The organism is Pseudomonas sp. Sample_16 (genome assembly GCF_004307665.1).
In the GTDB taxonomy this organism is placed as follows: domain Bacteria; phylum Pseudomonadota; class Gammaproteobacteria; order Pseudomonadales; family Pseudomonadaceae; genus Aquipseudomonas.
In genome coordinates this window covers 15,143-39,784 of sequence record NZ_RCOB01000196.1, presented here as the reverse complement: position 1 = coordinate 39,784, position 24,642 = coordinate 15,143, and the positions used below count along the sequence as shown (strand labels likewise).

The following is a 24,642-nucleotide window of genomic DNA, read 5'->3' as shown; positions in this document are numbered from 1 at the left end:
TTCCCACGCAGAGCGTGGGAACGATCTGATCAGGGTTTTCCTTCCAACTGCCCCAACGGCACGCGCTTTTCGATGGCGCTCGACAGCACAATCGAGGTCTTGCTGAACCCGAACGTGGCGATCCGGTTGATCAGCTCTTCCAGCTCCGGCATCGAGCCCACCGCCGCTTGCATGATCACGCACGGGTCACCGGTTACGCGGTGGCACTCGGTCAATTGCGGGATTTTGATCAGGTCGTCGTAGGCCTTTTGATTGCCGTGCTGGTTCAGGCGCAGTTCGATCACGCACTGGATCGGCAAGCCAAGCTTGGCCATGTCGACTTTCGCCTGATAACCAGTGATCACGCCGCTGGCCTCGAGTTTGGCCACGCGCTCGGCCACGGCCGGGGGGGACAGGTTGACCTTGCGCGCCAGGTCCGCGTAGGACGCACGGCCGTTTTCCAGCAGGGCGCTGAGCAGCATGCGGTCGTACTTATCCATCGGGACGACTCCTGGAAAAAAAGGCCGGCTTTCGAAAACACGGTATATAGCGCTCAACTCCGTGCTTTGAAAAGTGTACCGGCGCTTTAAACAAGTTTTGTAACTTATTTTTCGTCGTCCGCCTTTCTAGAATAGCCGTTCACTTGTCTTGCCTGTGAGTCGTCCCATGCCTGGCCTACGTCGTTTCCCTTTACCGCTGATCGCAGCCTTTTTCGCGTTGTACGTGATTTGGGGGTCGACCTATCTGGTGATCCGCATTGGCGTGGAGTACTGGCCGCCGTTGCTGCTGGCCGGGATTCGCTTCGTTATTGCCGGGACCTTGATGTACGCCTATTTACGCTGGCGCGGCGCACCGGCACCAACCTGGGCGCAATGGAAAGCTGCCGGGATCATCGGGATTTTGCTGCTGGCCTGTGGCAACGGCGCGGTGACTGTGGCGGAACACACCGGCGTTGCTTCCGGCGTCGCAGCGCTGGCGGTGGCGACGGTGCCGCTGTTTACCTTGCTCTGCGGATATTTCTGGGGCGCACGTAATACCCGTCTCGAATGGGCCGGGATTGTGCTCGGGATAATTGGCATCGCCATGCTCAACCTGGGGTCCAACCTGCAGTCGAGCCCATTGGGTGCGGCGCTGCTGATTTTTGCAGCGGCCACCTGGGCCTTCGGGTCGGTGTGGAGCAAACACTTGCCGCTGCCTCAAGGCGCAATGGCCAGCGCCGTGGAAATGCTGGTGGGCGGTGTCGTGTTGCTGATCGCCAGCGCCGTCAGCGGGGAACACCTGGAAAAGCTGCCGCCGATTGAAGGTTGGGCTGCGTTGGCCTACTTGACCGTGTTCGGTTCGATCATCGCCTTCAACGCCTACATGTACCTGTTGAAGCATGTGCGTCCGGCAGCGGCCACCAGTTATGCCTACGTCAACCCGGCAGTGGCAGTGTTGCTGGGGATTGTCTTCGTCGGCGAGACCATCGGTATCGAGGAAGCGCTGGCAATGGCGGTGATCATCAGCGCTGTGGTGCTGATTGGCCTGCCGCAGTGGCGTCGTACGCCAGAGCGGCCGGTGGTGGTGACGGCAGTACCGACAGAATCCCGTGTGAATTAGGGTAAACTGCGCGGCATTGCATCATGTTTTGCACACTTGCTTTGAACAACCCGCGCTGAATTTTCCTACGGTATTCCCATGACTTTCGCCACCCTTGGCCTGATCGAACCCTTGCTGCGCTCCCTTGAGACGCTCGGCTACCAGACTCCGACGCCGGTTCAGGCGCAAGCCATTCCGGCGGTGCTGGCCGGTCGCGACCTGATGGCCGCTGCCCAGACCGGCACCGGCAAGACCGCCGGTTTCGCGCTGCCGCTGTTGCAACTGCTGGCGATGGAAGGGCCGAAAGTCACTGCCAATTCGGTCCGCGCGCTGATCCTGGTGCCGACCCGCGAGCTGGCCGAGCAGGTGCACGAAGCCGTGCGCCAGTACGCCGAAAACCTGCCGTTGCGCACCTACGCGGTATACGGCGGCGTCAGCATCAACCCACAAATGATGAAGCTGCGCAGCGGCGTCGACCTGCTGGTGGCGACCCCGGGCCGCTTGCTCGACCTGTTTCGCCAGAACGCGCTGAAGTTCAACCAGCTGCAAACCCTGGTACTGGACGAAGCCGACCGCATGCTCGATCTAGGCTTTTCCGAAGAGCTGGCGAACATTTACCGCGCGCTGCCGAAGAAACGTCAGACGCTGTTGTTCTCCGCGACCTTCTCCGATGACATCCGCCTGCTGGCCGGGCAGATGCTCAACGACCCGCTGAGCATCGAAGTCAGCCCGCGCAACGTCGCAGCCAACACTGTTAAGCAGTGGATCGTGACGGTGGACAAAAAGCGCAAGCCGGAACTGTTCGTGCACTTGATGCGCAAAGGCAAGTGGAAGCAAGTGCTGGTGTTCGCCAAGACCCGCAACGGCGTGGACGCGCTGGTGGAAAAACTTCAGGGTCTGGGCATCAACGCCGACGGCATCCACGGTGACAAACCCCAGGCGACCCGTCAGCGTGCACTGGATCGTTTCAAGGCGAGTGAAGTGCAGATCCTGGTCGCGACAGACGTCGCAGCCCGTGGCCTGGACATCGAAGACTTGCCGTTGGTGGTCAACTTCGACTTGCCGATTGTCGCTGAGGACTACATCCACCGCATCGGCCGTACCGGCCGCGCGGGCTCGACCGGCGAGGCGATTTCCCTGGTGTGTGCCGATGAGGTCAATCTGCTGTCGGCCATCGAGATGTTGACCCGTCAGACCTTGAAGCGTCAGAACGAACCTGACTTCGAACCCGAGCACCGCGTGCCGGACACCGATGCCAGTGGCCAGGTGATCAAAAAGCCGAAGAAACCGAAGAAGCCAAAGGCTTCGGGTGGTGGCGGCAAGCGCAATCTTGGCAAGTGGGTGGACAGCGGGGAAGTTGCTCCAGCGGAACCTTCGATCAAGCCTGTGCGAAAAGTCCCGGTGTTCAATACCGGGCCGCGCAAGCGTAAGCCTTGACCCTGTAATGATCGTTCCCACGCTCTGCGTGGGAATGCCTCTACGGACGCTCCGCGTTCGGCTTGAAAAGGGACGCAGAGCGTCCCGGGCTGCATTCCCACGCAGAGCGTGGGAACGATCAAGAAGATGCTTAACCCTTGCGCCGCAACCACTCCACCATCCCGATCCCCGCCGCCCGCCCACTGGCGAAACACGCGGTGAGCAGATAGCCGCCCGTCGGCGCTTCCCAGTCCAGCATCTCTCCGGCGCAAAACACCCCAGGCATTTGCTTGAGCATCAAGCGCTCATCCATCGCTTCGAACAACACACCACCGGCACTGCTGATGGCTTCGTCCAATGGCCGCGTTTTCACCAGTGTCAGCGGCAATGCCTTGATGGCGTTGGCCAGCAGGGCTGGATTGGCGAAGGTTTCGGCCGTGGTCAATTCTCGCAATAGTGCCGCTTTCACCCCGTCGATGCCCAACTGACTGTGCAGATGCTTGGCCATCGACCGCGAGCCACGGGATTTGCTCAGCGCTGCCTGAACTTTATCCACAGGCCGGCCGGGCAAAAGATCGATGTGGATGGTTGCCGAACCGTGCAGGTTGATCGCCTCGCGAATCGGCGCCGACAGGGCGTAGATCAAGCTGCCCTCGATGCCGGTGGCGGTAATCACACATTCGCCGAGCCGTGGCACGTCGTCGTTGAGGCCGATAGCGATGTTTTTCAGCGGGGTGCCGGCGAATTTGCTGACCATCAACGCGCTCCAGGCCTGCACCTCGAAGCCGCAATTGCTCGGTTGTAAGGGCGCCAGTCCGACACCGTGCTGCTCCAGCGCCAGCATCCACGCGCCATCCGAACCGAGGCGCGACCAACTGCCGCCGCCGAGGGCGAGCAGGGTCGCATCGGGTGTCAGGCTTTTATCGCCATCGGGGCTGGAAACGTTCAGGCTGCCGTCGGCATTCCAGCCGAGCCAGCGGTGACGGGTGTGGATAACCACGCCACTGTCGCGCAGGCGTTTGAGCCAGGCGCGCAACAGCGGCGCGGCTTTCATGTCGGTGGGAAATACCCGGCCGGAGCTGCCGACGAAGGTGTCGATGCCCAGTTCATGAATCCACTGGCATAGCTGATCGGCGCCAAAGCCACGCAGCAACGGCGCCATGTGCGGTGCGCGTTCGGCATAGCGCGAGAGGAACGCCGGGTAGGCTTCGGAGTGAGTGATGTTCATGCCACCGACACCGGCCAGCAGAAATTTCCTGCCTACCGAGGGCATGCCGTCGTACAGGTCGACCTTGACCCCGGCCTGGCTCAACACTTCGGCCGCCATCAGCCCGGCAGGGCCGCCGCCGATGATGGCGACTTGAGAAGGGGGGGAGGCGTTCGGTTGAGTCATGATGAGGGCTGCGGTGTGGCGAAGTAGCCGCGCATTCTAGCAGTACGCGATAACTGTGGGAGCGGCGGTGCGACGACTCCACTTGCCCGCGATAGCGGACATCCAGTCAATGAAGATGTTGAATGTGCCGGCCTCATCGCTGGCAAGCCAGCTCCCACAGGGGATTGTGGTGGGTTTGAAAGGCTGGTCAAAAAATGATCATGGGTCTGTAGCCCATGCCCAGCATGGCCTGTAGTCCCTTTCACTCAGGTTATCCACAGGCGGTTCCACAGGCATTGTGGGTAAAGCATCCACAGGTCAGTGACAACCTGATGACTGCCAGACGCGTTGCGCACTGTGATGGAGGATACCGTGACGTCGGGCCAGGGCGTGCCGGTCCTTGCTGTAGCCGCCGCCGATCACGCCGACCACCGGAATATCCCGGCCCAGGCAATGGCGCATCACGCTTTCATCGCGGGCGGCGACGCCTTGGTCCGTCAGTTTCAGGTAACCGAGGGCGTCGTCCTTGTGCACATCGACCCCGGCGTCGTACAGCACCAGGTCGGGTTGATACAGCGGCAACAGGTAGTTGAGTGCATCGTCCACCACCTTCAGGTAATCGGCATCGCCCATGCCATTGGGCAGCGGAATGTCCCAATCGCTTTCAGCCTTGCGTGCAGGAAAATTCTTCTCGCAGTGCAGGGAAACGGTGATCGCCTCTGGAGTGTTGTGCAGAATCCGAGCAGTCCCATCGCCCTGATGCACGTCGCAATCGAAAATCAGCACCCGATTCACACGCCCGCTCTCCAGCAGGTAGTGGCTGATCACCGCCAGGTCGTTGAAGATGCAGAAACCCGCCGGGTAATCGTAATGCGCGTGGTGAGTGCCGCCGGCGAGGTGGCAGGCCAGCCCATGTTCCAGCGCTTGCTCGGCCGCCAGCAGCGAACCGCCGACCGCCCGCACCGTGCGTCGCGCCAGCGCTTCGCTCCAGGGCAGGCCAAGGCGCCGTTGATCTTCACGGGACAACTCGCCACTCATGTAGCGTTCGATATACGAAGGGTCATGGGCGAGGGCAAGAATCTCTGGCGGGCACAGTTGTGGGCGCAGCAGATCGGCGTCGCGGGTCAGGCCGCTGTCCACCAGGTGATCGCGCAACAGGCGAAACTTGTCCATCGGGAAGCGGTGATCCGCCGGAAACTCGGGGCTGTAGTCTTCGTGGTAGATCAACGGCAACGGCATGATGATTTCAATCGGGAATGAGAGACGGATCCTACCAGCGTTGTAGACTGGCGGCATGGAAATGGGGGGAGGGCACGATGGAGCCGATACTTGAACTGGCAAGCGCGCGATTGCTGATGCGCCAATGGCGTGATGACGATTTGCCGGAATTTGCCGCGATGTGCGTCGATCCTCAGGTCATGCGTTATTTTCCGGCGCCCTTGAGCCGACTGGAAAGTGCTGAATTGATCGGGCGAGTCCGTGGCCATTTCGCCGAGCACGGTTTTGGCCTGTGGGCACTGGAGCGCAAGGATACCGGGCAATTCATCGGTTTCACCGGGCTGGGCGTGGTCGGCTTCGAGGCACCGTTTACCCCGGCCATCGAAATCGGTTGGCGCCTGGCTCGCGAGCACTGGGGCCTTGGCTACGCCAGCGAAGCGGCGTGGACCGCTCTGCGCTGCGGGTTTGACCGCTTGCTGCTGAGCGAAGTCGTGTCCTTTACCGCTGACAGTAATCTGCCGTCGCAGAAAGTCATGCAGGCGATTGGTATGCATCACGATCCGGCCGATGACTTCGATCACCCCAAGCTTGCCGTCGATCATCCCCTGCGTCATCACGTGTTGTACCGCATCAGCCGTGAACAATGGCTGCAAACCTTGCATGGATAACCTGACACGGACGTTTACAATGGACCCCATGATGGCCCGGGCCAGAAACTGAATCGACCGCTGCAGCCAAGACTGCGCGGTATTGCGTTGTGTGAGGAGAGTCTGAATGAGCCAAGTGTTGGAAGATCTGGTCGACCTGCTGACGCTGGAACCGATCGAGGAAAACCTGTTCCGTGGCCGCAGCCAGGACCTCGGGTTTCGTCAGTTGTTCGGTGGCCAGGTGCTCGGGCAGTCGCTGTCGGCGGCCAGTCAGACTGTCGAGGAGGCGCGTCATGTGCATTCGATGCACGGTTATTTCCTGCGTCCGGGCGACGCGGGTTTGCCAGTGGTTTACCAGGTTGACCGGGTGCGTGACGGCGGCAGTTTCAGCACGCGGCGTGTGACGGCCATCCAGAAGGGCCACCCGATCTTCACGTGCAGCGCTTCGTTCCAGTACGACGAAGAAGGCTTTCAGCACCAGAGTGAAATGCCACAAGTGGTCGGCCCGGAGAATCTGCCGTCGGAGCTGGAGTTGACCCAGCAACGCGCGCACCTGATCCCCGAGAAAATGCGCGAAAAGCTGCTGTGCCCGAAGCCGATCGAATTCCGCCCGGTGACCGAGAAAGATCCCTACAACCCATTGCCATCCGACCCGATCAAATACGTCTGGTTTCGCGCCGACGGTGCCTTGATCGATTCCCCGGCACTGCATAAATACTTGCTGGCCTACGCTTCGGATTTCGGCCTGCTCGTGACGTCGATGCAGCCTCACGGCAAATCGGTCTGGCACAAGGACATGCAGGTCGCCAGCCTCGACCATGCGTTGTGGTTCCACGCCAACCTGCGCGCCGATGACTGGTTGCTTTACGCGATGGACAGTCCGTGGGCCGGCAATTCCCGCGGGTTTTCCCGTGGCAGCGTATTCAACCGCGCCGGACAACTGGTGGCCTCGGTCACGCAGGAAGGTTTGATCCGCCATCGCAAGGATTGGGCATGAGCCTGACCGACGTACGTCATTGGGTGTTCGACATGGACGGCACCCTGACGGTGGCCGTGCATGATTTCGCGGCGATTCGCGTGGCATTGGCGATCCCCGCGCAAGACGACATCCTGACCCACCTGGCCGCGCTGCCCGCCGAGGAAGCAGCGGCCAAACACGCCTGGTTGCTGGAACATGAACGGGATCTGGCGCTGGGTTCGAAACCGGCGCCGGGCGCGGTAGAACTGGTGCGTGAGTTGGCCGGACGTGGTTATCGCCTGGGGATTCTGACGCGCAATGCCCGTGAGTTGGCGCACGTTACGCTCGAGGCGATCGGCCTGGCCGACTGCTTTGCAGTCGAGGATGTGCTCGGTCGCGATGAGGCCCCACCAAAGCCGCATCCCGGTGGTTTGCTCAAGCTGGCCGAGGCCTGGAGTGTGTCGACCAGCCAGATGGTGATGGTCGGTGACTACCGTTTTGATCTGGACTGCGGACGGGCAGCGGGGGCGCGTACGGTATTGGTGAATCTGCCGGATAATCCGTGGCCGGAATTGACCGACTGGCATGCGGTGGATTGTGTCGAGTTGCGGCAGATGCTTTCGGCTTGAACGCCTCATCGTGAGCAGGCTCGCCCTACAGTTGATCGCATTTCATTGTAGGAGTGAGCCTGCTCGCGATGGCGTCAAATCAGACAACAAGACTCATCGCCCGAATAACGCCTTCTGCCCCTCAGGCGACGTAAACATCCCATCCCCGTTATGCCCGACCCCGGGGACTTCAATCAGCTGCTGATCCAGCCCTCGCGGCTTCAACCGCTTCAGATAATTAAAGTAAAAACGCCCTCGGGCCAGGCGATTCGGGCCCTGGGCCTTGGCTTCGCAGCTTTTATCCAGCGCCGGATGGTTCGGGTCGATGTCCTGCTGCCCCAGTAAATAAACGACTTCACGCTTGAGGTACTTGTCCTGCAATTGCGCAGCGGTTTGTCCGTCGGCGTAGGCAGGTAGATCTGACAGGCCATACTTCCAGCGATTGAAGTCCGGGCACTTGGCATGGTTGAACGCTACCGGCCGGCGTTCATCGAAATAGGCATAGGAAGATGGGTTGGCGACCACGTAACGCAGCTTTACCCCGGCGCCTTCCAGTGCCGACTGATCGCGGCCCAGCAAAGCATAGTGCTGCACCACCTGTGCGCCGCCGGAGTGACCGGCGATCACGATTTCCTTCACATCCGCGAACTGCCGACGATCACTCAGCCGGGCGATGATTTCGTCCAGCGCCTCAAAGGAACTCATTCGAAACGGTGCCGTGGATTCACCGCCGGCCATCCATTCATTGCCTTGCCAGCGCAGGACGGTGTCAGCCACTGGGTGCTTTGCGACATCGGTTTCATCAAGGAACTGCGGGGCGATCACCAGGGTGGTTTCGCTTTGTCCGGCCAGTTCGGCAGCGCGCAGGCCGCTCTGCAGGTAGGTTTGCGCATTGCGCAACCGGCCATGGACGATGATCAATACGCGCTCTATTTTTGCCGGTGCCCGGCTGATGCCCACCGCCATTTCACCTGACTTCAACAGCAGGCGCCCGGGACTGAGCTCTTTGACCCCTTGCTCTTGAGCCTGGGACGTTGCACATGTGAACAGTAATACCAACAACCACTTCTTCATTTACAGATTTTTCGCCGCAAAGGTATCGCACTGGCCCACCTGGCCCTGAGCGAATCCGGTTTTGAACCAGCGCACCCGTTGCGCTGACGTACCATGGGTAAATGAGTCCGGCACGACACGGCCCTGACCCTGTTGCTGCAAACGATCGTCGCCAATGGCATTGGCAGCGTTCAATGCTTCTTCGATATCGCCCGGTTCCAGCCAGTTCAACCGTTGCTGCGCATGGTTGGCCCAGACACCGGCCAGGCAGTCAGCCTGGAGTTCCTGGCGTACCAGCAAACCGCCGTCGCCTTCCATTTGCCGACCCTGCTGGCGGGCTGTCTGAATTTTCGCGGAAACGCCGAGCAAGGTCTGCACGTGGTGTCCGACTTCGTGAGCGATCACGTAGGCTTGGGCGAAATCGCCAGCTGCGGAAAAGCGCTGTGACATCTCCTGGAAGAACGCCATGTCCAGATAGACCTTCTGGTCTGCAGGGCAATAGAACGGACCGGTCGCCGATGTCGCCATCCCGCAGGCCGAGTTCACCCGGTTGCTGAACAGCACCAGGGTCGGGTCCTTATATTGCCGCCCGCCCTGCTGGAAAATCTGCTGCCAGGTGTCTTCGGTGTCGCCAAGGATCGAGCGCACGAATTCGGCGCCTTCATCCGTGGTCGGTGGGGCTTTGCGGGTCTGGGTGGTGGCGGGCGCCGATGTGTCGCCCATCTGGCCGGCCAGTTGTCCGAGAATCTGCATCGGGTCCTGGCCGGTGATCCAGCCGATTCCGACAATCAATACGATCGCGGTCAGGCTCAAGCCCTTGCCGCCACCAAAGCGCATCCCGCCACCGCCGGCACCCTCACTACGGGCATCGACCACGTTGTCGCTGCGTCGGCCTTTTTTCCATAGCATGTGGGAATCCTCTGGTAATCCGTGCGATGAGTGTTGCTGCCAAGTGAGAGCCGCGCCAGTCCGGTCGTCCGGCTTTTCCTGCGCACGTCGGTGTTCCCGGCAATCCGTAACGGCTGCCGAGAACTGTTCAGGCTTGTATTGAACGCGGATAACCCATCGAATTCCGTTCTGCGATGGGTTTTTATCCAGAGGGTGATCGCCGGTCCCGCAAGTTATTCGTCGAACGCGTCCCACACGGGCGCAAAGTCCGGGCTGACCTGTCGCTGGCGTTTGGACAGGCTGGCGATCAAGGCACGGTCCTGATCATCCAGATTGATCGTGAATGCCGCCAAGTTCGCCAGCTGATTGGCCTCGGTGCTGGCCTTGGGAATGGCCGCGACGTTCGATTGATCCAGCAACCATTTGAGCGCGACCTGGGTTGGCAGTGCTCCGTGTTTGGCGGCGATCTGCTGGATGGCAGGGATTTCCGACACCTTGTTTCGCGCCAGCGGTGTGTAGGCCGTCAACGCCATGTCGTGTTGGCGGGCGTAGTCGAGCAGTGCGTTTTGTCCGAGCAACACGTGGTATTCGACCTGAATGGCTGACAGCGGCGCGCCCAGTTCTTCGATGACTTTGCGCAACAGCGGTAGAGGAAAATTCGCCACGCCGATGTTGCGTGCCAGCCCCTGTTCCTTGAGCGCTACCAGGGTTTCAATGGTGCGTGGCAAATCCCAATCGGTACTGGGCCAGTGGATCATGAACAAGTCGACGTAATCGGAACGCAGGGCCTTGAGGCTGCGGTCCATGGAATGACGCATCGCATCGGGTTGCAGTTGGTCCCACCAGACCTTGGTGGTGATGTGGATCTGCTCGCGGGGTGTCGGACTGTTCGCCACTGCCTGCCCGACAGCGTCCTCGTTGTTGTAGCCGGCTGCCGTGTCGATATGCCGGTATCCGAGCGCCAGGGCCTGCTCCACGGCGCGGGTGCACTCATCTGCAAGCATTGGCCAGGTGCCGAGGCCCAGTTTCGGCATGTTCAGACCTTGTCTGTTAACGATGTGCTGCATGATCGATCTCCTTTTCAAAAGCAGTGACGCCTGCGATGTGGCGTGCGGCGATGTAACCGAAGGTCAGCGCCGGGCCGATGTTGATGCCGCCGGCGGGGTAATGGCCACCCATGATGCTCGCCATGTCGCCGCCCGCCGCGTAGAGCCCTTCAATGGCCTGACCGGCGTGGTCCAGAACCTGCGCATGCGGGTTGACCTTGAGTCCTGCGAAAGTGCCAAAGCTTCCGGGCTGGACCTTCACGGCATAAAACGGCCCCTGTTCGATAGGCGCGACACAGGGGTTGGGGTGTTGCGACGCATCACCTTGTTTGCGGTTGTAAGGCGTCGAGCCACGGCCGAATTGCGGATCTTCGCCATTGCGTGCGTGACGGTTGTAGTCCGACACCGTGGCGCGCAAGCCGCTCGGATCAATGCCGCAGGCCGACGCCAATTCCTCCAGCGTGTTACCGGTTTTCAGATAGCCACTGCGGATAAAGGATGTCAGCGGCACAGGAAATGGCCGTGAAATCCCCAAGCCATAACGCCGCTGAAAACGATGATTGCAAATCAGCCAGGAGGCGACTTCTTCGCCTTGCGGCGCGGCGGCGACCATGGCCTTCACATAGTCGTAGTAACCGTTGGCTTCATTGACGAAGCGCTGGCCGTTGCTGAGTACGCCGATGATTCCGGGCTTGCCGCGCTCGATGATGTGCGGGAAATGACCAAGGCTGCCGTCGCCGTGCGGCACTTGCGACACCGGTGCCCAGGCCACGGGAGAGGCCATGTCGACATTGACTTGTGCGCCGACACTTTCACCCAGTCGCAGGCCGTCACCGGACACACCGAGCGGTGGCAAGGCCAAATGTTCATGGCCGGTCGGCGTGCGCGGAAACAGCGCTTTGCGCCGTTCGATGTCATTGGCGAAGCCGCCGGCCGCCAGCACCACGCCCTTGCGCGCCCGGATGCGCACCAAGCCTTTGCCTGTGCTGACGATCGCCCCGTGCACCTGATTGTCCTCACACAACAATTGGGTGACCGGCGCCGATTCCCAGAGCAATACACCGAGGTCTTCGGCAGACTTTGCCAGACGCGCCACCAAGGCCACGCCGTTGACCAGTTGCATGGCACGACCATGCACGGCGAGATCGAACAAATGCCGGGTGAAGCGTCGGGTGACGTGCCACGCCGCTGACAGCGAGCGGGTCAGGTTGAGGAACGCCGTGAGGTCCGCGCCGGCCATGATCGGCATGCCCATGAAAGACGTTTCGCGCATTGTTTTACGTAAACGCTTGAGCAGTTTGCCGACATTTCTGGCATCAAACGGCGCTGCGATAACCGAGCGCCCCCCGGTCCCGGCACCAGGTGTGTCGCCGTGGATGTCGGCAATGGCATTGCCGTCGGCAAACTGCAACGAGGTGTGCTGTTCAAAGAACGCGACCATTTGCGGAGCGGCTTGAAGGAACGCGTCAATCATTGCCGGATCGTACTGGTCGCCCAATTCATGTTGCAGATAGGTGCGCGGTTGCTCAATGTCTTCGACGATGCCGGCACGCCGCGCCAATGGATTGCATGGCACCCAGGCCCAGCCTCCTGACCAGGCCGTGGCGCCGCCGAATACCGGGTCCTTCTCTACCACGATCACCTTCAGCCCGTGCCAGGCCGCAGTGACGGCTGCGGACAGGCCCGCCGCACCTGAGCCGACGATCAGCACATCGCAGTCGATGTCGGGAAAAATGTGCGAATCGGCAGGCATGGTGAGCACTCCGGTGTTGTTATTTTGGAATTTGATTCCAGAAAATATAAGAGTCTTCCTAAGGCGAGCAAGTGAAGGTTGCGTAAAGGGGGCGGTTATCGGACATACAGTTCCAGATTTCCGCGGGTTGTCTTCTAGAATCGAGCAAATTTTGCTTGGAAACTCCCATGGCCGGCAGTCAGATCGAACGTGTTTTCAGTGTGCTCGAAAGCCTCACCAGCGACCCTCGCGGCCTGCCAATGCAGACCTTGGCGGAGCAATTGGACATTCCCAAAAGCGCGACTCACCGCTTGCTCGCCGAGCTGATTCGGCTGGGTTACGTGCGGCAGAATCCGGAAAACTTGCGCTATCACTTGTCGACCAAACTGGTGGCCATGGGATTCCGATACCTGTCGAGCAGCGGCGCCGACATTGTGCAGCCGGTGCTGGACCGGTTGGCACAGGAAACCGGTGAACTGGTGCGACTGGGGGTGATCGAGGGCGAGCGCCAGACCTGGATCGCCAAGTCCCAGGGGGCTCGCTCGGGCTTGCGTTATGACCCTGACATGGGCCGTGATGCGCCCTTGTTTTATACCGCCTCGGGGCATGCGTGGCTGGCGTGCATGAGCGATGCCGAGGCCTTGTCGCTGGTGGAGCGCCAGGCGGCGGATCGGCCGCTGGAACCGGGGCCGAATGCGCCGCGTTCCAACATCGAATTGCTTGAGCGTTTGCGTCTGGCGCGGGAGCAGGGCTACGCCTGTGTCGAGGAAAGTTCGGCCGTAGGCACTTCAGCGATTGCCGCGGTGGTTCGCCATCCGGGGGACGGACGGGTGATCGGCGTGCTCAGCATCGCCGGGCCCAGTGCACGGATGCCGGGCGCACGGTTGCATGAATTGGCGCCGTTGTTGTTGGCGTTTACCGAAGAGTTGTCGGCGGCGAGTCTGGCGTCGGAACTGTTCAGCTAAAACCGCCAATCGAGAAGCTGTGCGCTGTTCGAACACTTTCTGTATCGGTCTGTGTAAGATTGTGGAACTCGGTTCTAAATTAATGGAATTCATTTTTCCAACAAGAACCACAAGAGGACCGCATCTTGAATTCGCCCCTTCGAATCGCGTTGATCGGCGCCGGCAACATGGGCCAGCAGCACTACCAGCATTTGAACTCCCTGAGTGAAGCGATCCTGTGCGCCGTCGCTGATCCCGGGCCGCAAGCGGCCGCTCTCGCGGCGCAATGGGGAGTCGGTTATTTCGCCGATCACCGTCAGATGCTGGAGCAGGCGAAGCCAGACGCGGTCATCATCGCCAACCCCAACACGTTGCATGTCAGTACTGCGCTCGACTGTCTGGCGGCGAACGTGCCGGTGCTGCTGGAAAAACCGGTGGGTGTGCACCTCGATGAAGCCCGGACGTTGGTGGCCGCTTCGAAAGCGAGCGGCGTTCCGGTGCTGGTCGGCCATCACCGGCGTCATAATCCGTTGATCGTCCGTGCCCATGAACTTATCCACAGCGGCGCGCTGGGCCGGTTGACCACGGTCACGGCGCTCTGGCAATTGCGCAAGCCCGACAGTTACTTCGAAACACCTTGGCGCCGCGAGGCGGGCGCAGGAATGCTGTTGACCAATCTGATCCACGACCTCGATCTGCTGCGTCATTTGTGTGGCGAGGTGCGCCAGGTGCAGGCCATTACCAGCAACGCAATACGCGGGTTTGCCAACGAGGATTGCGCGGCGGTGCTGCTGCAATTCGACAACGGCGCGTTGGGTAGCCTGACCGGTTCCGATGCGGTGGCCGCGCCTTGGAGTTGGGAGCTGGGTTCGGGGGAGAACCCGGTGTATCCACGTCAGGCCGACCAGCCGTGTTATTTGCTGGCCGGGACCGGTGGCGCGTTGAGCATTGCGCAACTCAAGCGTTGGCATTACAACGAAGTCGATGGCGGTTGGCACCAACCGTTGCTCGAAGCTCAGGAAGATGTCGTTGCCGATGAAGCCCTGCGTCTACAGTTGCAGCACTTCGTGCGGGTTGTGCGCCGAGAGGTCGAGCCGCTGGTGAGCGCCGCGGATGCCGCACGCACGCTGGCACTGATCGAAGCCATTCGCGAGGCCGCCGAAACCGGTCGTGCCTGCGCACCGTCGTTGATCGAGGGCTGACCATGAGCGAACGAATCTTTTCCCTGGCCAGCCTGACAGTGCTGGAGCTTTCACCGCCGCAGATGGTCGAAGTCGCGGCGCGGGCCGGTTACAGCCACGTCGGTTTGCGCCTGGTGCCGGCGACGCCGGAGGAACATCATTTTGCCTTGGTGGCCGATGGCGATTTACGCCGCCAGACCTTGGCCCGTCTGCGCGATACCGGCGTTCGTGTGCTGGATGTTGAAATCCTGCGTTTGAAACCGGACACCGTCGTCGCCGACTTCGAGAAAGTTCTGGCGGTCGGTGCCGAATTCGGCGCCAGTGAGTTGCTGGTCGCCGGTAACGATTCTGACGAGCAACGGCTGACAGAAAACTTCGCGCGGCTGTGTGATCTTGCAAAGCCCTACGGCCTGCATCCGCATCTGGAATTCATGCCCTGGACCGATGCGCGCAATCTGCAACAAGCCGTGCGTATCGTCGAGAATGCCGGGCGTGAAAACGGTGCGGTGCTGGTGGATGCATTTCACTTCGATCGTTCGGCATCGCAACTGGAAGATCTGGCCAGCGTTGCGCCTTCACGGTTACGGTATGCACAGTTGTGCGATGTTGCCGGGCCGCGACCGACCGACATGGCCGAGATTTTGCGTCAGGCGCGTAACGAGCGACGTTTTCCGGGGGATGGCGATTGTGATCTGCCGGGATTGTTGCGCTGTTTGCCGGCTAACATTCCACTGAGCCTGGAGATTCCCACTGTGCAGTTGCTGGAGCAGGGCGTGAGTGGGCTGGATCGGGCGCAGATGGCTTTGGATAAAACCCGGGAATTGCTGGCGCGGATTTGACTTGCTTTTGTGATGAGGGAGCTTGCTCCCGTTCGAGCGCGGAGCGGTCGCCGATGCTGTTTTGGGACTGCTGCGCAGTCCAGCGGGAGCCAGCTCCCTCGCCACATACCCATTTCACTAAGAGGCCTTCATGACCGTCAGCACCCCGCTCTCCGGCGTCAATCAGCCCTTCAAGGGGATCCTGCTGATCGTTGTCGCAACCTTCCTGTTTTCCAGTCACGACGCATTCTCGAAGTACCTCTCCGGTTTCTATCCGATTGTGATGGTGGTGTGGGCGCGCTACGTGGTTCACACGTTGCTGATGGCCGGGATTTTCCTGCCGCAATCGGGGCTGCGGGTTCTGCGTACCAAGCGACCGCTGCTGCAATTGATTCGCGCACTGTGCCTGTTGGGCACCAGCCTGTTTTTCACCACCGGGTTGATGTACATCCCGCTGGCCGAGGCGACGTCGGTCAACTTCCTGGCACCGGTGCTGGTCACCGCATTGTCGGTGCCGTTGTTGGGCGAGCGGGTCACTCGCGGGCAATGGCTGGCGGTGATCTTCGGCTTCATCGGTGTATTGATCATCGTTCATCCCGGCGGTGATTTGTTTACCCCGGCAGTGTTGTTGCCATTCTGTTCGGCATTGTTTTTCTGCTTCTACCAATTGCTGACGCGCAAGCTCAGCGAGATCGACAGCCCGACCACCAGCAACTTCTTCGCCGGCCTGTGCAACACTTTGGTGATGAGCGCGCTGGTGCCGTTCTTCTGGCAGACGCCGAGCCTGGCGCACGGCGCGATGATGCTGGCGCTGGGTGCCTGCGGGATGACAGCGCACCTGTTCCTGACCCAGGCTTTCCGGCTTGCTGCGCCGGCATTGCTGGCACCGTTCAGTTACTGCCAGATCATCTTCGCCGGTCTGCTGGGCTGGTGGCTGTTTTCCCACACGCCGACCCTGACCACCGTGATCGGCATCGCCATTATTTGCTGCAGTGGCCTGGCAGCGGCCTGGCAGCAAAGTCGTCGCTGATAGCCCCTGAACAGCAGGCAAAAAAAAGCGCAGGCCCGATAGCGGGCCTGCGCCGAGGGAACATCAGTCTTCTACTGTCGGAATCTTGCGCGGTGCCATGAAGTACATCCAGGTCAGTGCAATGAAGTACATCGCCGGGATCAGGGTGAACAGCACGGTGTAGTTGTTGTTGGTGACCGTCAGGATGTGGCCGACCAACTGGGTCATGAACATCCCGCCAATGGCCGCACACATGCCGCCGAAACCGAACACCGTACTCATCATGTGCTTGGGCGTGTAGTCCATCACCAGGCTCCAGATGTTGGCGGTCCAGGCCTGGTGCGCGCCGATGGCCAGAGAGATGGCGAACACTGCGACCCACAGGTTGCTGGAACCCGCCGCCATGACCACGCCGATGATGCAGCAGGCGAACAGGAACATCGACATCAGTCGCGCCTTGATCGGGTTGACACCGCGGCCGATCAGGAACGAGGAGAGGATGCCGCCGCCCACGCTGCCGAAGTCGGCAGTGAGGTAGATGATGATCAGCGGGATGCCCATCTGGGTCACGTTGATGCCCAGGTTGTATTGCTGATTGAGGAACGGTGGCAGCCAGTACAGGTAGAACCAGAACACCGGCGCGGTGATCGAGTAGGCGAGGGCAAAGGCCCAGGTGCCGCGCATGCGCAGGATTCGCGAGAACGGTACGCGGGTCTGTTCCGGTTCGACTTCATTCTGGATGTAGTCCAGTTCGGACTGTTTGACGCTCGGGTGATCTTCCGGGTTGAAGTATTTCAGGCCCCAGAACAGCAACCAGATACCGCCCAGTGCGGCCATGCACAGGAACGCGGCTTGCCAGCCCCAGACGTGCAGGATCAGCGGCAGCAGCATCGGCGTGAACATCGCACCGACGTTGGTACCGGCGTTGAAAATACCGGTGGCCACCGCACGTTCACCGGCCGGGAACCACAGGCGCGTGGTTTTCACGCAGGCCGGGTAGTTGGCGGCTTCAGTTAGGCCGAGAATGAAACGGCAGACCATGAAGCCGACAGCCGAAGTGGCCAGGCCGTGGGCACCGGTCGCCAGGCTCCAGAGCAGCACGGCGCAGAAGAACACGCGCTTGACGCCGACCCGGTCGATCAATCGGCCTTGCAGCACGAAGCCGATGGCGTAGCCGACCTGGAACCAGAAGTTGATGTTGGCGTAGTCCATCGCCGTCCAGCTCATTTCCTTGGCAAGGATCGGCTGCATGACGCCGAGGGCGGCGCGGTCGATGTAGTTCAGGGTGGTGGCGAAAAACACCAGCGCCAGCATGCCCCAGCGGGTTTTGCCGACCGCCATGGCACCACGGATTTTATCGCCGATGCCACCAGTGGCAGCGCTCATGGCCGGAGCCATGCGGGAGCTTTGAGTAGGAATCATGTGTACCACCCGTTTTTGAATTTGTTATGAGTGTTCTGGGTCGTCGAACAGTTTTTTGAACACGGCGACCGGTGGTTGGTTACCCGGCCTCAATGTGGGATTGATGTTGCGCAGTGAACAAAAAATCGTCAATTCGCCAACGGCCATTGTGTTCGATAATCGCACGCAAAACTAACCGGGTAGTACACTTTGAATTGATCAATGCACCGGCCCGCTCAATAATTCGCTCACTCTATTAAAAGCGGCGCAAATTCCCTGTAGCCGAAGCCTCCACCAGGAGTCGAAAACATGCAGCGTTCCATTGCCACCGTGTCCTTGAGCGGTACCCTGCCGGAAAAACTCGAAGCCATTGCCGCCGCCGGTTTTGACGGTGTCGAGATTTTCGAGAACGACCTTCTCTACTACGACGGCAGCCCTCGGGAAATTAAACAGATGTGCGCCGATCTCGGGATCGCCATCACCCTGTTCCAACCGTTCCGGGATTTCGAAGGCTGCCGCCGTGACCGCTTGTCGCGCAATCTGGAAAGGGCCGAGCGCAAGTTCGACCTGATGCAGGAACTGGGCACCGACCTGGTGCTGGTGTGCAGCAACGCCTCGGTTGACTCTGTGGGTGACGAACAGATTCTGGTCGATGACTTGCGCTTGCTGGCCGAGCGCGCCGGCGCACGAGGCCTGCGCATCGGTTACGAAGCGCTGGCCTGGGGCCGGCATGTGAACACCTGGCAGCAGGTGTGGAACATTGTCCGCCAAGCGGATCATCCAAGCCTCGGGGTGTTGCTCGACAGCTTCCATACGCTGTCGCTCAAAGGCGACCCGAGCGCCATCGCCGAGATTCCCGGCGACAAGATTTTCTTCGTGCAAATGGCCGACGCGCCGATCCTGGCCATGGATGTGCTGGAGTGGAGCCGACATTTCCGGTGCTTCCCGGGCCAGGGTGAATTCGATCTGCCGGGCTTCCTCGCGCCGATCATCAAGAGTGGCTACACCGGCCCGCTGTCGCTGGAGATCTTCAACGACGGTTTCCGTGCCGCGCCGCCGCGGGCCAATGCTGCCGACGGTTTGCGCTCGTTGCTTTACCTTGAAGAGAAAACCCGCCAGCGCCTGGAACAGCAAGCCAAGCCATCGACCAACCTCGACATTCTGTTCGAGACACCGAAGGCCAGCGAATACAACGGCATCGAGTTTCTCGAATTTGCCGTGGACGAAAGCCTCGGCGCCAAGCTATCCCATTGGCTGGAGCGTTTGGGTTTCGTCAAGGCAGGCCAGCATCGCTCCAAGAGCGTCAGCCTGCTGCGCCAGGGTGACATCAACCTGATCCTCAACTCCGAGCCGTACTCGTTCGGCCACAGTTTCTTCGAGGCACACGGGCCGTCACTGTGCGCCACCGCCGTGCGAGTCAAGGACAGCGCCAGTGCGCTGGCCCGGGCCGTGGCTTACAAAGGCCAGCCCTATCGCGGGCTGGTCGGGCCGAACGAACTGGAGCTGGCCGCCGTGCGGGCGCCGGACGGCAGCCTGATTTACCTGGTCGACCAGCAGGCCGACGTCTACGGCACTGACTTCAATCTGTTCCCGGATGCGCAGACCGCTGGCGGCCTCAAGCGCATCGACCACATGGCCATGGCGCTGCCGGCCGACAGCCTCGACAGTTGGGTGTTGTTCTACAAGAGCCTGCTGGACTTCGAAGCCGATGACGAAGTGGTGCTGCCCGATCCCTACGGCCTGGTGAAAAGCCGTGCACTGCGCAGCCGCGACAGTTCGATTCGCCTGCCGCTGAACATTTCCGAAAACCGCAACACGGCTATCTCACATGCGCTGTCGAGTTATCGCGGCTCCGGCGTGCATCACATTGCGTTTGATTGCGACGATATCTTCGCCCAGGTCAGCCGCGCCAAAGAGGCGGGCGTGCCGCTGCTGGATATCCCGCTCAACTACTACGATGACCTGGCAGCCCGTTTCGATTTCGACGACGAGTTTCTCAGCGAGTTGGCCTATTACAACGTGCTGTACGACCGCGATGCCCAGGGTGGCGAGCTGTTTCACGTCTACACCGAGCCGTTCGAAGGACGCTTCTTCTTCGAGATCATCCAGCGCAAGAACGGTTATGCCGGTTACGGCGCGGCCAACGTAGCAGTGCGTTTGGCCGCCATGGCCAAATCCCGAAGCGGCGCCGTACGCCAGGCAAAGTTGTAGGAAAATCGTAAACACGCCGACAAACCGCTGCCGCACGGCTTCCTTCGCTGTGCGGCGCGGCTCATAATCGCCAGCCTGTGCAGTGATGGCCGTGAGCCCGCAATGAAAATGACCTCAGAACTCTCCGCAGCGCCCGAGCAACCCCTGGCCGAGCCGCGCAAGAGTCGCAAGAACAACCCGGAAAAAACCCGCGAGAACATCCTTCAGGAAGCGATTGTCGAGTTCGTTCAACAAGGCCTGTCCGGGGCTCGCGTCGATGCGATCGCCGAGCGCATCCACACCTCCAAGCGCATGATCTATTACTACTTCGGCAGTAAGGAACAGCTCTACGTCGAAGTGCTGGAAAAGCTCTACGGCGATATCCGCAACACCGAAAACCGCCTGCACCTGACTGAGCTGGCGCCGGTAGAGGCGATTCGACGCCTGGTGGAATTCACCTTCGATCACCATGATCACAACGTCGATTTCGTGCGCATTGTCAGTATCGAGAACATTCACAACGCCGAGTATGTGAAGCGCTCCGATGCCATCAAGGCGATGAACAACACCATCCTCGATTCACTGGGCGAGATTCTGCGTCGCGGCGCCGAGCAAGGGCTGTTCCGCACGGGGCTTGATCCGTTGGATGTGCATTTGCTGATCAGTTCGTTCTGCTTCTATCGCGTGTCGAACCGTCATACCTTTGGCGAGATCTTTCAGATAGACCTGCCGGATGAACGCATCAAGCAGCGCCATCGCGAGATGATCTGCGAGTCGGTCCTGCGGTATCTGCAGGCCTGATGCGGGCGAGGGGGCTAACCCCCTCGCCAGATCCGATCAACCATTCATGCTCTGAAAATGCGCCAGCATTCGCTGCGCATCCGGCACCACGCCGCTGAACAACTCAAATGCCTTCACCGCCTGGAACACTGCCATGTTGCCGCCATCGAGTGTCCGGCAACCCAGCGCGCGGGCGTTGCGCAGCAGTTCGGTTTCCAATGGGAAATACACAATTTCCGCCACCCACAATTCAGCACGCAGCAACTCCACCGGCACCGGCATCCCCGGCAGCTTTTTCATGCCCATCGGCGTGGTATTCACCAGGCCGTTGGCCTCGCCCAGAGCCAGCGCCAGGTCATGACCGGCCACTGCGCGACCGCTGCCAAAATGTTGATTGAGATTGTCAGCCAGGCTCTGGGCGCGGCTGATTTCCACATCGAAAATACTCAGCTGTTGTACGCCTTCACTCAATAGCGCGTGGGCCACCGCCGCACCCGCACCACCGGCGCCCATCTGCACCACGCGCTCGACGGCTACACCTTGCAAGCCTCGGCGAAATCCCTCGGCAAAACCCAGGCAATCGGTGTTGTGGCCGATGCGTTTGCCATCCTTGAGCACCACAGTGTTTACCGCGCCGATGCCGCGGGCTTCCGGCGACAATTCGTCGAGCAGCGGGATGATTGCCTGCTTGCACGGGAACGTAATATTCAGCCCGGTGAAATTCATCCGTTCAGCGGCCAGCAACAGGTCGGGCAGGGCATTGCAGTCGAGTTGCAACTGATCGAGGTCGATCAGGCGATAGAGATAACGCAAGCCTTGAGCGTCGCCTTCATGCTCGTGCAATGTCGGGGTGCGCGAAGCCTGGATGCCGGCGCCGATCAGTCCGGCCAATACCGCTTTGTTCTGGCTCACGATGCTCACCCTTTCAAACGTTGACTGAAGTGTTCAAGCGCCAGGCGATAGCCATGGCTGCCAAAACCCGCCATCACTGCCGTGGCAATGGCTGATACAAAGGAATGGTGGCGGAAGGCTTCACGGGCGTGGACGTTGGACAGGTGGACTTCAATCACCGGCAACTCGCTGGCGACCAGCGCGTCGCGAATCGCTACCGACGTGTGAGTCCAGGCAGCCGGGTTGATCACGATCCCGGCGCAGCGGCCGCGGGCGGCGTGAATCCAGTCGAGCAATTCGCCTTCATGGTTGGTCTGGCGAAACTCCACCTTCAGGCCAAACTCTTCGCCGGCACGGCCGCACAAAGCAGAAATATCAGCCAGGGTTTCGTGGCCGTAGGTGGCCGGTTCGCGAGTGCCGAGCAGGTTCAGATTCGGGCCGTTGAGCACCAGAATGATGGGGGCCATCAAAATATCTCCACTTATTATTTTTGGCTTTGGCCGTAGGTTTCGACCTGTGGAGATAAATTGTACTAGATGGTTAATTCGGTCAATTGAAGCGACAGCTCCCTGGCTTAATGTGTGCGGTGATCGGACGCTTTCGCGATCAGCGGGGCAAATGCTCTACCAGAAAGTCGATAAACGCCCGTAACCGCAGTGGCACATGTCGGCTTTGCGGATACAGCAACGTAAACGGTCGCGAGCGTCCTCCGTATGGCTTGAGCACTTCTACCAAGGAGCCTTCGGCCAATTCTTTTTCGACGATGAAGCGATAGGTCTGGAACAGACCGGCGCCATGTTTTGCCAGGGTCACGCCGCCCAGTACATCATCGGAGCAAACGAAATTGCCCTCCGCCAGAATCTCGCGTTGATCACCGTTGTCATTGAACAGCCAGGCAATGCGCCGACCACTGCTGGGCAGTTCGTATTGGATGCATTCGTGCTGCTGCAAATCGTCGAGGGTTTGGGGCGTGCCGGCGTGCTTGAGGTACTCGGGGCTGGCAATCATCACCAGCTCGGCGTCCTCTAACGGCCGGGCGATCAAACCGGAATCCGGAATCGCCCGCACTCGAATGGCCAGGTCGTAGCCCTCGCCGACGAAGTCGATATTGCGATTGCTGATGTGCGACTCGACCTTCACCGCCGGAAAACGCGCACGAAAGGCCGGCATCAGCGGCAGGATCCGATGGTGGGCGTAAGTGGTCGGGATGCTGATACGCAGCGTGCCGGACGGCACTTGCTGTTGGCCCATGACTTCGCGCTGGGCTTCTACCAACTGGGCCAGTGCCTGTCGGCATTCCTCGTAGTAGCGTCGGCCGCTGTCGGTCAGTTTGACGCTGCGGGTGGTGCGCGCAAACAGTCGCACGGCCAGACGCTCTTCCATGCGCGACACCGAGCGGCTCACCGCAGCCGGCGTGACGCCCGCCACCAGCGCCGCAGCCGTGAAGCTGCCGGCCTCGGCGGCCAGACAAAACAGCTCGATGCTGCCCAACTGTAGATCGTCGAATTGTCGCTGCATGATTGGTTACACCGGGGATCAGATAAAGTATTTTGCAAACTGTTTAGCAGGCTCGATTGTACAAATAAAGTGATAAGCCTTCGTTAATCAACGATCAGGAGCAGCGCCATGCCTTTCGTCAGCGTGCGTATCACCCGTGAGGGCGTTACCTCGGAGCAAAAAGCCCAGGTTATCGCGGAAATCACCGAAACCCTGCAGCGGGTTCTCGGCAAGCCTCCAGAATGGACTCACATCGTCATCGAGGAAGTCGACACCGATAATTGGGGGCATGCCGGACTCACGGTGACCGAACAACGTAAACAGCCAGGCTGATTGATCTCGCTTACAAAACAAGCCGTCATCAAGGCGGCTTTTGTGGGTGCATGGAAAGGAATGCTTACGATTTCCAACTCTACCCATCAAGTCTGAAGTGGATCTGCGCACTAGTCTCTGAGATGCATTGCCAATTCGATGCTCAGCGCCAGCGGTCGGATTTTCAGGGAAAGTCGAGTCTTCGGATTCATTAACCTAACGGATGGGTTAGCATGAGATTGTTCAGCTACAAAGGGTTGTCAATGGTGATCATGTTGCGCGATGAACATTGCCCACCGCATGCACATGTGGATGCAGGAACCTGGAGTGCGCGCTTCAAATTCAGCTTCTGGCACAACAGTGTCGAGCTGTGGGACGTGAATCCTCATTCACGCAGGCCACCGGTGTCGGTACTGGAAGGCTTGCGTCATGCGCTCGAACAACCCGCTCATATGCGCCGCGCTCGGTGTATCTGGTGGGAAAAGTTGCACACGGTGTGCCTCGATCATCAGATCTGGGACTGGCAAACCAGCGAAGTCGTGTTGGTAAAAAGGATCGCGAGTACGACAGGGATGATTGGCTCGGCTTGCTACGAGCCTGAGACGAATAAGACCCTGCTGGCGCTGATTGGCGTTCCAGAGGGCGTGGAGATTCAGCTATGAAAACGATACGGGCAGGAACGCTGGCTGATCGGTCCGTAACCGATGCGGTGCTGGATGAAGCCATCCAGCGTGGGCAAGTGCGCCACAAAAACGGTTTGCGGGCGACTTCGGTGACTTATGTAGAACCTTGTCTGGCGGTCAGTTTCATAGATGGAAGTGGCGTGCTGTTACCCGTACAGCACTATCCGGAATTCGATGAGTTTGACGTCGAGGATTTCGCGGATCTGAAAGTCGGCTTTTCCGGGACTGCTCTCTGCCATGAAGGCAAGGATCTACACGTTTCCATCGCCGGAATGATTAGCGCAAGCAAGCCGTTGATGGACATGGCCGCCTCGGTCATTGCCTCGCGGAATGGCCGCCAGAGCAGCGCCGCCAAAGCCGAGGCTGCGCGGGCGAATGGCCGTAAGGGCGGGCGTCCGCGCAAGGCAGATGCCACCGATTGAGCACGCACAAAAAAGCCGT

Annotated in this window: 25 protein-coding genes; 14 read left to right on the top strand and 11 right to left on the bottom strand. The window is 60.1% G+C overall.

What is annotated here, in order from left to right; all coding sequences use genetic code 11:
* Positions 1-29 precede the first annotated feature (29 nt).
* A complete protein-coding gene (locus D8U69_RS25805; protein ID WP_056855724.1) occupies positions 30-479 on the bottom strand; it encodes an Lrp/AsnC family transcriptional regulator in 450 nt (149 codons plus the stop codon).
* Between the two features lie 166 nt (positions 480-645).
* Between D8U69_RS25805 and yedA the strand changes: the two genes are divergently transcribed.
* Together yedA and D8U69_RS25795 are read left to right on the top strand one after the other, a co-directional pair.
* Positions 646-1,578, top strand: a complete 933-nt coding sequence (yedA, locus tag D8U69_RS25800; RefSeq protein ID WP_056855723.1) for a drug/metabolite exporter YedA — start codon at positions 646-648, stop codon at positions 1,576-1,578.
* Positions 1,579-1,656: 78 nt separating this feature from the next.
* A complete protein-coding gene (locus tag D8U69_RS25795) occupies positions 1,657-2,994 on the top strand; it encodes a DEAD/DEAH box helicase (protein WP_056855722.1) in 1,338 nt (445 codons plus the stop codon).
* Between the two features lie 130 nt (positions 2,995-3,124).
* Here D8U69_RS25795 and D8U69_RS25790 read toward each other — a convergent pair whose 3' ends face one another.
* The gene (locus tag D8U69_RS25790; RefSeq protein WP_130908443.1) at positions 3,125-4,366 is read right to left on the bottom strand and encodes a TIGR03862 family flavoprotein; all 1,242 of its coding nucleotides are present in this window, start codon (positions 4,364-4,366) and stop codon (positions 3,125-3,127) included.
* 297 nt (positions 4,367-4,663) lie between these two features.
* Positions 4,664-5,584, bottom strand: coding sequence for a histone deacetylase (locus tag D8U69_RS25780; protein ID WP_130908442.1), 921 nt, complete (start codon positions 5,582-5,584; stop codon positions 4,664-4,666).
* A gap of 77 nt (positions 5,585-5,661) precedes the next feature.
* Here D8U69_RS25780 and D8U69_RS25775 point away from each other — a divergent pair, with 77 nt between their 5' ends.
* The 3 genes from D8U69_RS25775 (at position 5,662) to D8U69_RS25765 (ending at position 7,797) form a co-directional block, all read left to right on the top strand.
* Positions 5,662-6,231, top strand: a complete 570-nt coding sequence (locus D8U69_RS25775) for a GNAT family N-acetyltransferase (protein ID WP_130908441.1) — start codon at positions 5,662-5,664, stop codon at positions 6,229-6,231.
* A 106-nt stretch (positions 6,232-6,337) separates the two neighbouring features.
* Positions 6,338-7,207: an acyl-CoA thioesterase II gene (gene tesB / locus D8U69_RS25770; protein ID WP_056855718.1), complete on the top strand. Its 870-nt coding sequence runs from the start codon at positions 6,338-6,340 to the stop codon at positions 7,205-7,207.
* Complete coding sequence (locus tag D8U69_RS25765; protein WP_056855717.1) at positions 7,204-7,797, top strand: HAD family hydrolase; 594 nt, start codon at positions 7,204-7,206, stop codon at positions 7,795-7,797. Before tesB ends, D8U69_RS25765 begins: the two co-directional genes overlap by 4 nt.
* A gap of 93 nt (positions 7,798-7,890) precedes the next feature.
* Here the strand turns inward: D8U69_RS25765 and D8U69_RS25760 are convergent, their stop codons facing one another.
* From D8U69_RS25760 to D8U69_RS25745, 4 genes are all read right to left on the bottom strand, one after another.
* Positions 7,891-8,850: an alpha/beta hydrolase gene (locus D8U69_RS25760; protein ID WP_130908440.1), complete on the bottom strand. Its 960-nt coding sequence runs from the start codon at positions 8,848-8,850 to the stop codon at positions 7,891-7,893.
* Entirely contained in the window at positions 8,851-9,738 is an 888-nt protein-coding gene (locus D8U69_RS25755; RefSeq protein ID WP_130905839.1) for a neutral zinc metallopeptidase, read from the bottom strand.
* Between the two features lie 212 nt (positions 9,739-9,950).
* The gene (locus tag D8U69_RS25750; RefSeq protein ID WP_130908439.1) at positions 9,951-10,784 is read right to left on the bottom strand and encodes an aldo/keto reductase; all 834 of its coding nucleotides are present in this window, start codon (positions 10,782-10,784) and stop codon (positions 9,951-9,953) included.
* Complete coding sequence (locus tag D8U69_RS25745) at positions 10,768-12,516, bottom strand: FAD-dependent oxidoreductase (RefSeq protein ID WP_130908438.1); 1,749 nt, start codon at positions 12,514-12,516, stop codon at positions 10,768-10,770. The genes D8U69_RS25750 and D8U69_RS25745 overlap by 17 nt, the downstream gene beginning before the upstream one ends.
* A gap of 167 nt (positions 12,517-12,683) precedes the next feature.
* Here D8U69_RS25745 and D8U69_RS25740 point away from each other — a divergent pair, with 167 nt between their 5' ends.
* The 4 genes from D8U69_RS25740 to D8U69_RS25725 all read left to right on the top strand — a co-directional run bounded on the left by D8U69_RS25740 (position 12,684) and on the right by D8U69_RS25725 (position 16,468).
* A complete protein-coding gene (locus tag D8U69_RS25740) occupies positions 12,684-13,460 on the top strand; it encodes an IclR family transcriptional regulator (protein WP_056855712.1) in 777 nt (258 codons plus the stop codon).
* 125 nt (positions 13,461-13,585) lie between these two features.
* Entirely contained in the window at positions 13,586-14,641 is a 1,056-nt protein-coding gene (locus tag D8U69_RS25735) for a Gfo/Idh/MocA family oxidoreductase (protein WP_056855711.1), read from the top strand.
* Positions 14,642-14,643: 2 nt separating this feature from the next.
* Positions 14,644-15,459 carry a sugar phosphate isomerase/epimerase gene (locus D8U69_RS25730; protein WP_130905842.1) on the top strand — a complete coding sequence of 272 codons (816 nt, stop codon included), beginning with the start codon at positions 14,644-14,646 and terminating at the stop codon, positions 15,457-15,459.
* 130 nt (positions 15,460-15,589) lie between these two features.
* Positions 15,590-16,468: a DMT family transporter gene (locus D8U69_RS25725; protein WP_056855709.1), complete on the top strand. Its 879-nt coding sequence runs from the start codon at positions 15,590-15,592 to the stop codon at positions 16,466-16,468.
* Positions 16,469-16,531: 63 nt separating this feature from the next.
* Here the strand turns inward: D8U69_RS25725 and D8U69_RS25720 are convergent, their stop codons facing one another.
* A complete protein-coding gene (locus D8U69_RS25720) occupies positions 16,532-17,869 on the bottom strand; it encodes an MFS transporter (RefSeq protein WP_056855708.1) in 1,338 nt (445 codons plus the stop codon).
* Between the two features lie 288 nt (positions 17,870-18,157).
* On the opposite strand from D8U69_RS25720, the gene quiC reads away from it, so the two are divergent.
* Together quiC and D8U69_RS25710 are read left to right on the top strand one after the other, a co-directional pair.
* Entirely contained in the window at positions 18,158-20,059 is a 1,902-nt protein-coding gene (gene quiC / locus D8U69_RS25715) for a 3-dehydroshikimate dehydratase QuiC (RefSeq protein ID WP_130908437.1), read from the top strand.
* Between the two features lie 102 nt (positions 20,060-20,161).
* Positions 20,162-20,839, top strand: a complete 678-nt coding sequence (locus tag D8U69_RS25710; RefSeq protein ID WP_130908436.1) for a TetR/AcrR family transcriptional regulator — start codon at positions 20,162-20,164, stop codon at positions 20,837-20,839.
* A 36-nt stretch (positions 20,840-20,875) separates the two neighbouring features.
* Here D8U69_RS25710 and D8U69_RS25705 read toward each other — a convergent pair whose 3' ends face one another.
* The 3 genes from D8U69_RS25705 to D8U69_RS25695 all read right to left on the bottom strand — a co-directional run bounded on the left by D8U69_RS25705 (position 20,876) and on the right by D8U69_RS25695 (position 23,227).
* Entirely contained in the window at positions 20,876-21,730 is an 855-nt protein-coding gene (locus tag D8U69_RS25705) for a shikimate dehydrogenase (RefSeq protein WP_130908435.1), read from the bottom strand.
* 5 nt (positions 21,731-21,735) lie between these two features.
* The gene (aroQ, locus tag D8U69_RS25700; RefSeq protein ID WP_056855705.1) at positions 21,736-22,176 is read right to left on the bottom strand and encodes a type II 3-dehydroquinate dehydratase; all 441 of its coding nucleotides are present in this window, start codon (positions 22,174-22,176) and stop codon (positions 21,736-21,738) included.
* A 139-nt stretch (positions 22,177-22,315) separates the two neighbouring features.
* A complete protein-coding gene (locus D8U69_RS25695; protein WP_056855704.1) occupies positions 22,316-23,227 on the bottom strand; it encodes a LysR family transcriptional regulator in 912 nt (303 codons plus the stop codon).
* Between the two features lie 108 nt (positions 23,228-23,335).
* On the opposite strand from D8U69_RS25695, the gene D8U69_RS25690 reads away from it, so the two are divergent.
* The 3 genes from D8U69_RS25690 to D8U69_RS25680 all read left to right on the top strand — a co-directional run bounded on the left by D8U69_RS25690 (position 23,336) and on the right by D8U69_RS25680 (position 24,623).
* Complete coding sequence (locus tag D8U69_RS25690) at positions 23,336-23,539, top strand: 4-oxalocrotonate tautomerase family protein (protein WP_056855703.1); 204 nt, start codon at positions 23,336-23,338, stop codon at positions 23,537-23,539.
* A 212-nt stretch (positions 23,540-23,751) separates the two neighbouring features.
* Positions 23,752-24,180 carry a hypothetical protein gene (locus D8U69_RS25685; protein ID WP_056855702.1) on the top strand — a complete coding sequence of 143 codons (429 nt, stop codon included), beginning with the start codon at positions 23,752-23,754 and terminating at the stop codon, positions 24,178-24,180.
* Entirely contained in the window at positions 24,177-24,623 is a 447-nt protein-coding gene (locus D8U69_RS25680) for a DUF2442 domain-containing protein (RefSeq protein WP_130908434.1), read from the top strand. Before D8U69_RS25685 ends, D8U69_RS25680 begins: the two co-directional genes overlap by 4 nt.
* The last annotated feature ends 19 nt before the right edge of the window (positions 24,624-24,642 follow it).

Bases quoted from the DNA above. Each gene is read 5' to 3' on its own strand.
- D8U69_RS25805 (WP_056855724.1), bottom strand. From the start codon at position 479: ATGGATAAGTACGACCGCATGCTGCTCAGCGCCCTGCTGGAAAACGGC.
- yedA (WP_056855723.1), top strand. From the start codon at position 646: ATGCCTGGCCTACGTCGTTTCCCTTTACCGCTGATCGCAGCCTTTTTC.
- D8U69_RS25795 (WP_056855722.1), top strand. From the start codon at position 1,657: ATGACTTTCGCCACCCTTGGCCTGATCGAACCCTTGCTGCGCTCCCTT.
- D8U69_RS25790 (WP_130908443.1), bottom strand. From the start codon at position 4,366: ATGACTCAACCGAACGCCTCCCCCCCTTCTCAAGTCGCCATCATCGGC.
- D8U69_RS25780 (WP_130908442.1), bottom strand. From the start codon at position 5,584: ATGCCGTTGCCGTTGATCTACCACGAAGACTACAGCCCCGAGTTTCCG.
- D8U69_RS25775 (WP_130908441.1), top strand. From the start codon at position 5,662: ATGGAGCCGATACTTGAACTGGCAAGCGCGCGATTGCTGATGCGCCAA.
- tesB (WP_056855718.1), top strand. From the start codon at position 6,338: ATGAGCCAAGTGTTGGAAGATCTGGTCGACCTGCTGACGCTGGAACCG.
- D8U69_RS25765 (WP_056855717.1), top strand. From the start codon at position 7,204: ATGAGCCTGACCGACGTACGTCATTGGGTGTTCGACATGGACGGCACC.
- D8U69_RS25760 (WP_130908440.1), bottom strand. From the start codon at position 8,850: ATGAAGAAGTGGTTGTTGGTATTACTGTTCACATGTGCAACGTCCCAG.
- D8U69_RS25755 (WP_130905839.1), bottom strand. From the start codon at position 9,738: ATGCTATGGAAAAAAGGCCGACGCAGCGACAACGTGGTCGATGCCCGT.
- D8U69_RS25750 (WP_130908439.1), bottom strand. From the start codon at position 10,784: ATGCAGCACATCGTTAACAGACAAGGTCTGAACATGCCGAAACTGGGC.
- D8U69_RS25745 (WP_130908438.1), bottom strand. From the start codon at position 12,516: ATGCCTGCCGATTCGCACATTTTTCCCGACATCGACTGCGATGTGCTG.
- D8U69_RS25740 (WP_056855712.1), top strand. From the start codon at position 12,684: ATGGCCGGCAGTCAGATCGAACGTGTTTTCAGTGTGCTCGAAAGCCTC.
- D8U69_RS25730 (WP_130905842.1), top strand. From the start codon at position 14,644: ATGAGCGAACGAATCTTTTCCCTGGCCAGCCTGACAGTGCTGGAGCTT.
- D8U69_RS25725 (WP_056855709.1), top strand. From the start codon at position 15,590: ATGACCGTCAGCACCCCGCTCTCCGGCGTCAATCAGCCCTTCAAGGGG.
- D8U69_RS25720 (WP_056855708.1), bottom strand. From the start codon at position 17,869: ATGATTCCTACTCAAAGCTCCCGCATGGCTCCGGCCATGAGCGCTGCC.
- quiC (WP_130908437.1), top strand. From the start codon at position 18,158: ATGCAGCGTTCCATTGCCACCGTGTCCTTGAGCGGTACCCTGCCGGAA.
- D8U69_RS25710 (WP_130908436.1), top strand. From the start codon at position 20,162: ATGAAAATGACCTCAGAACTCTCCGCAGCGCCCGAGCAACCCCTGGCC.
- aroQ (WP_056855705.1), bottom strand. From the start codon at position 22,176: ATGGCCCCCATCATTCTGGTGCTCAACGGCCCGAATCTGAACCTGCTC.
- D8U69_RS25695 (WP_056855704.1), bottom strand. From the start codon at position 23,227: ATGCAGCGACAATTCGACGATCTACAGTTGGGCAGCATCGAGCTGTTT.
- D8U69_RS25690 (WP_056855703.1), top strand. From the start codon at position 23,336: ATGCCTTTCGTCAGCGTGCGTATCACCCGTGAGGGCGTTACCTCGGAG.
- D8U69_RS25685 (WP_056855702.1), top strand. From the start codon at position 23,752: ATGAGATTGTTCAGCTACAAAGGGTTGTCAATGGTGATCATGTTGCGC.
- D8U69_RS25680 (WP_130908434.1), top strand. From the start codon at position 24,177: ATGAAAACGATACGGGCAGGAACGCTGGCTGATCGGTCCGTAACCGAT.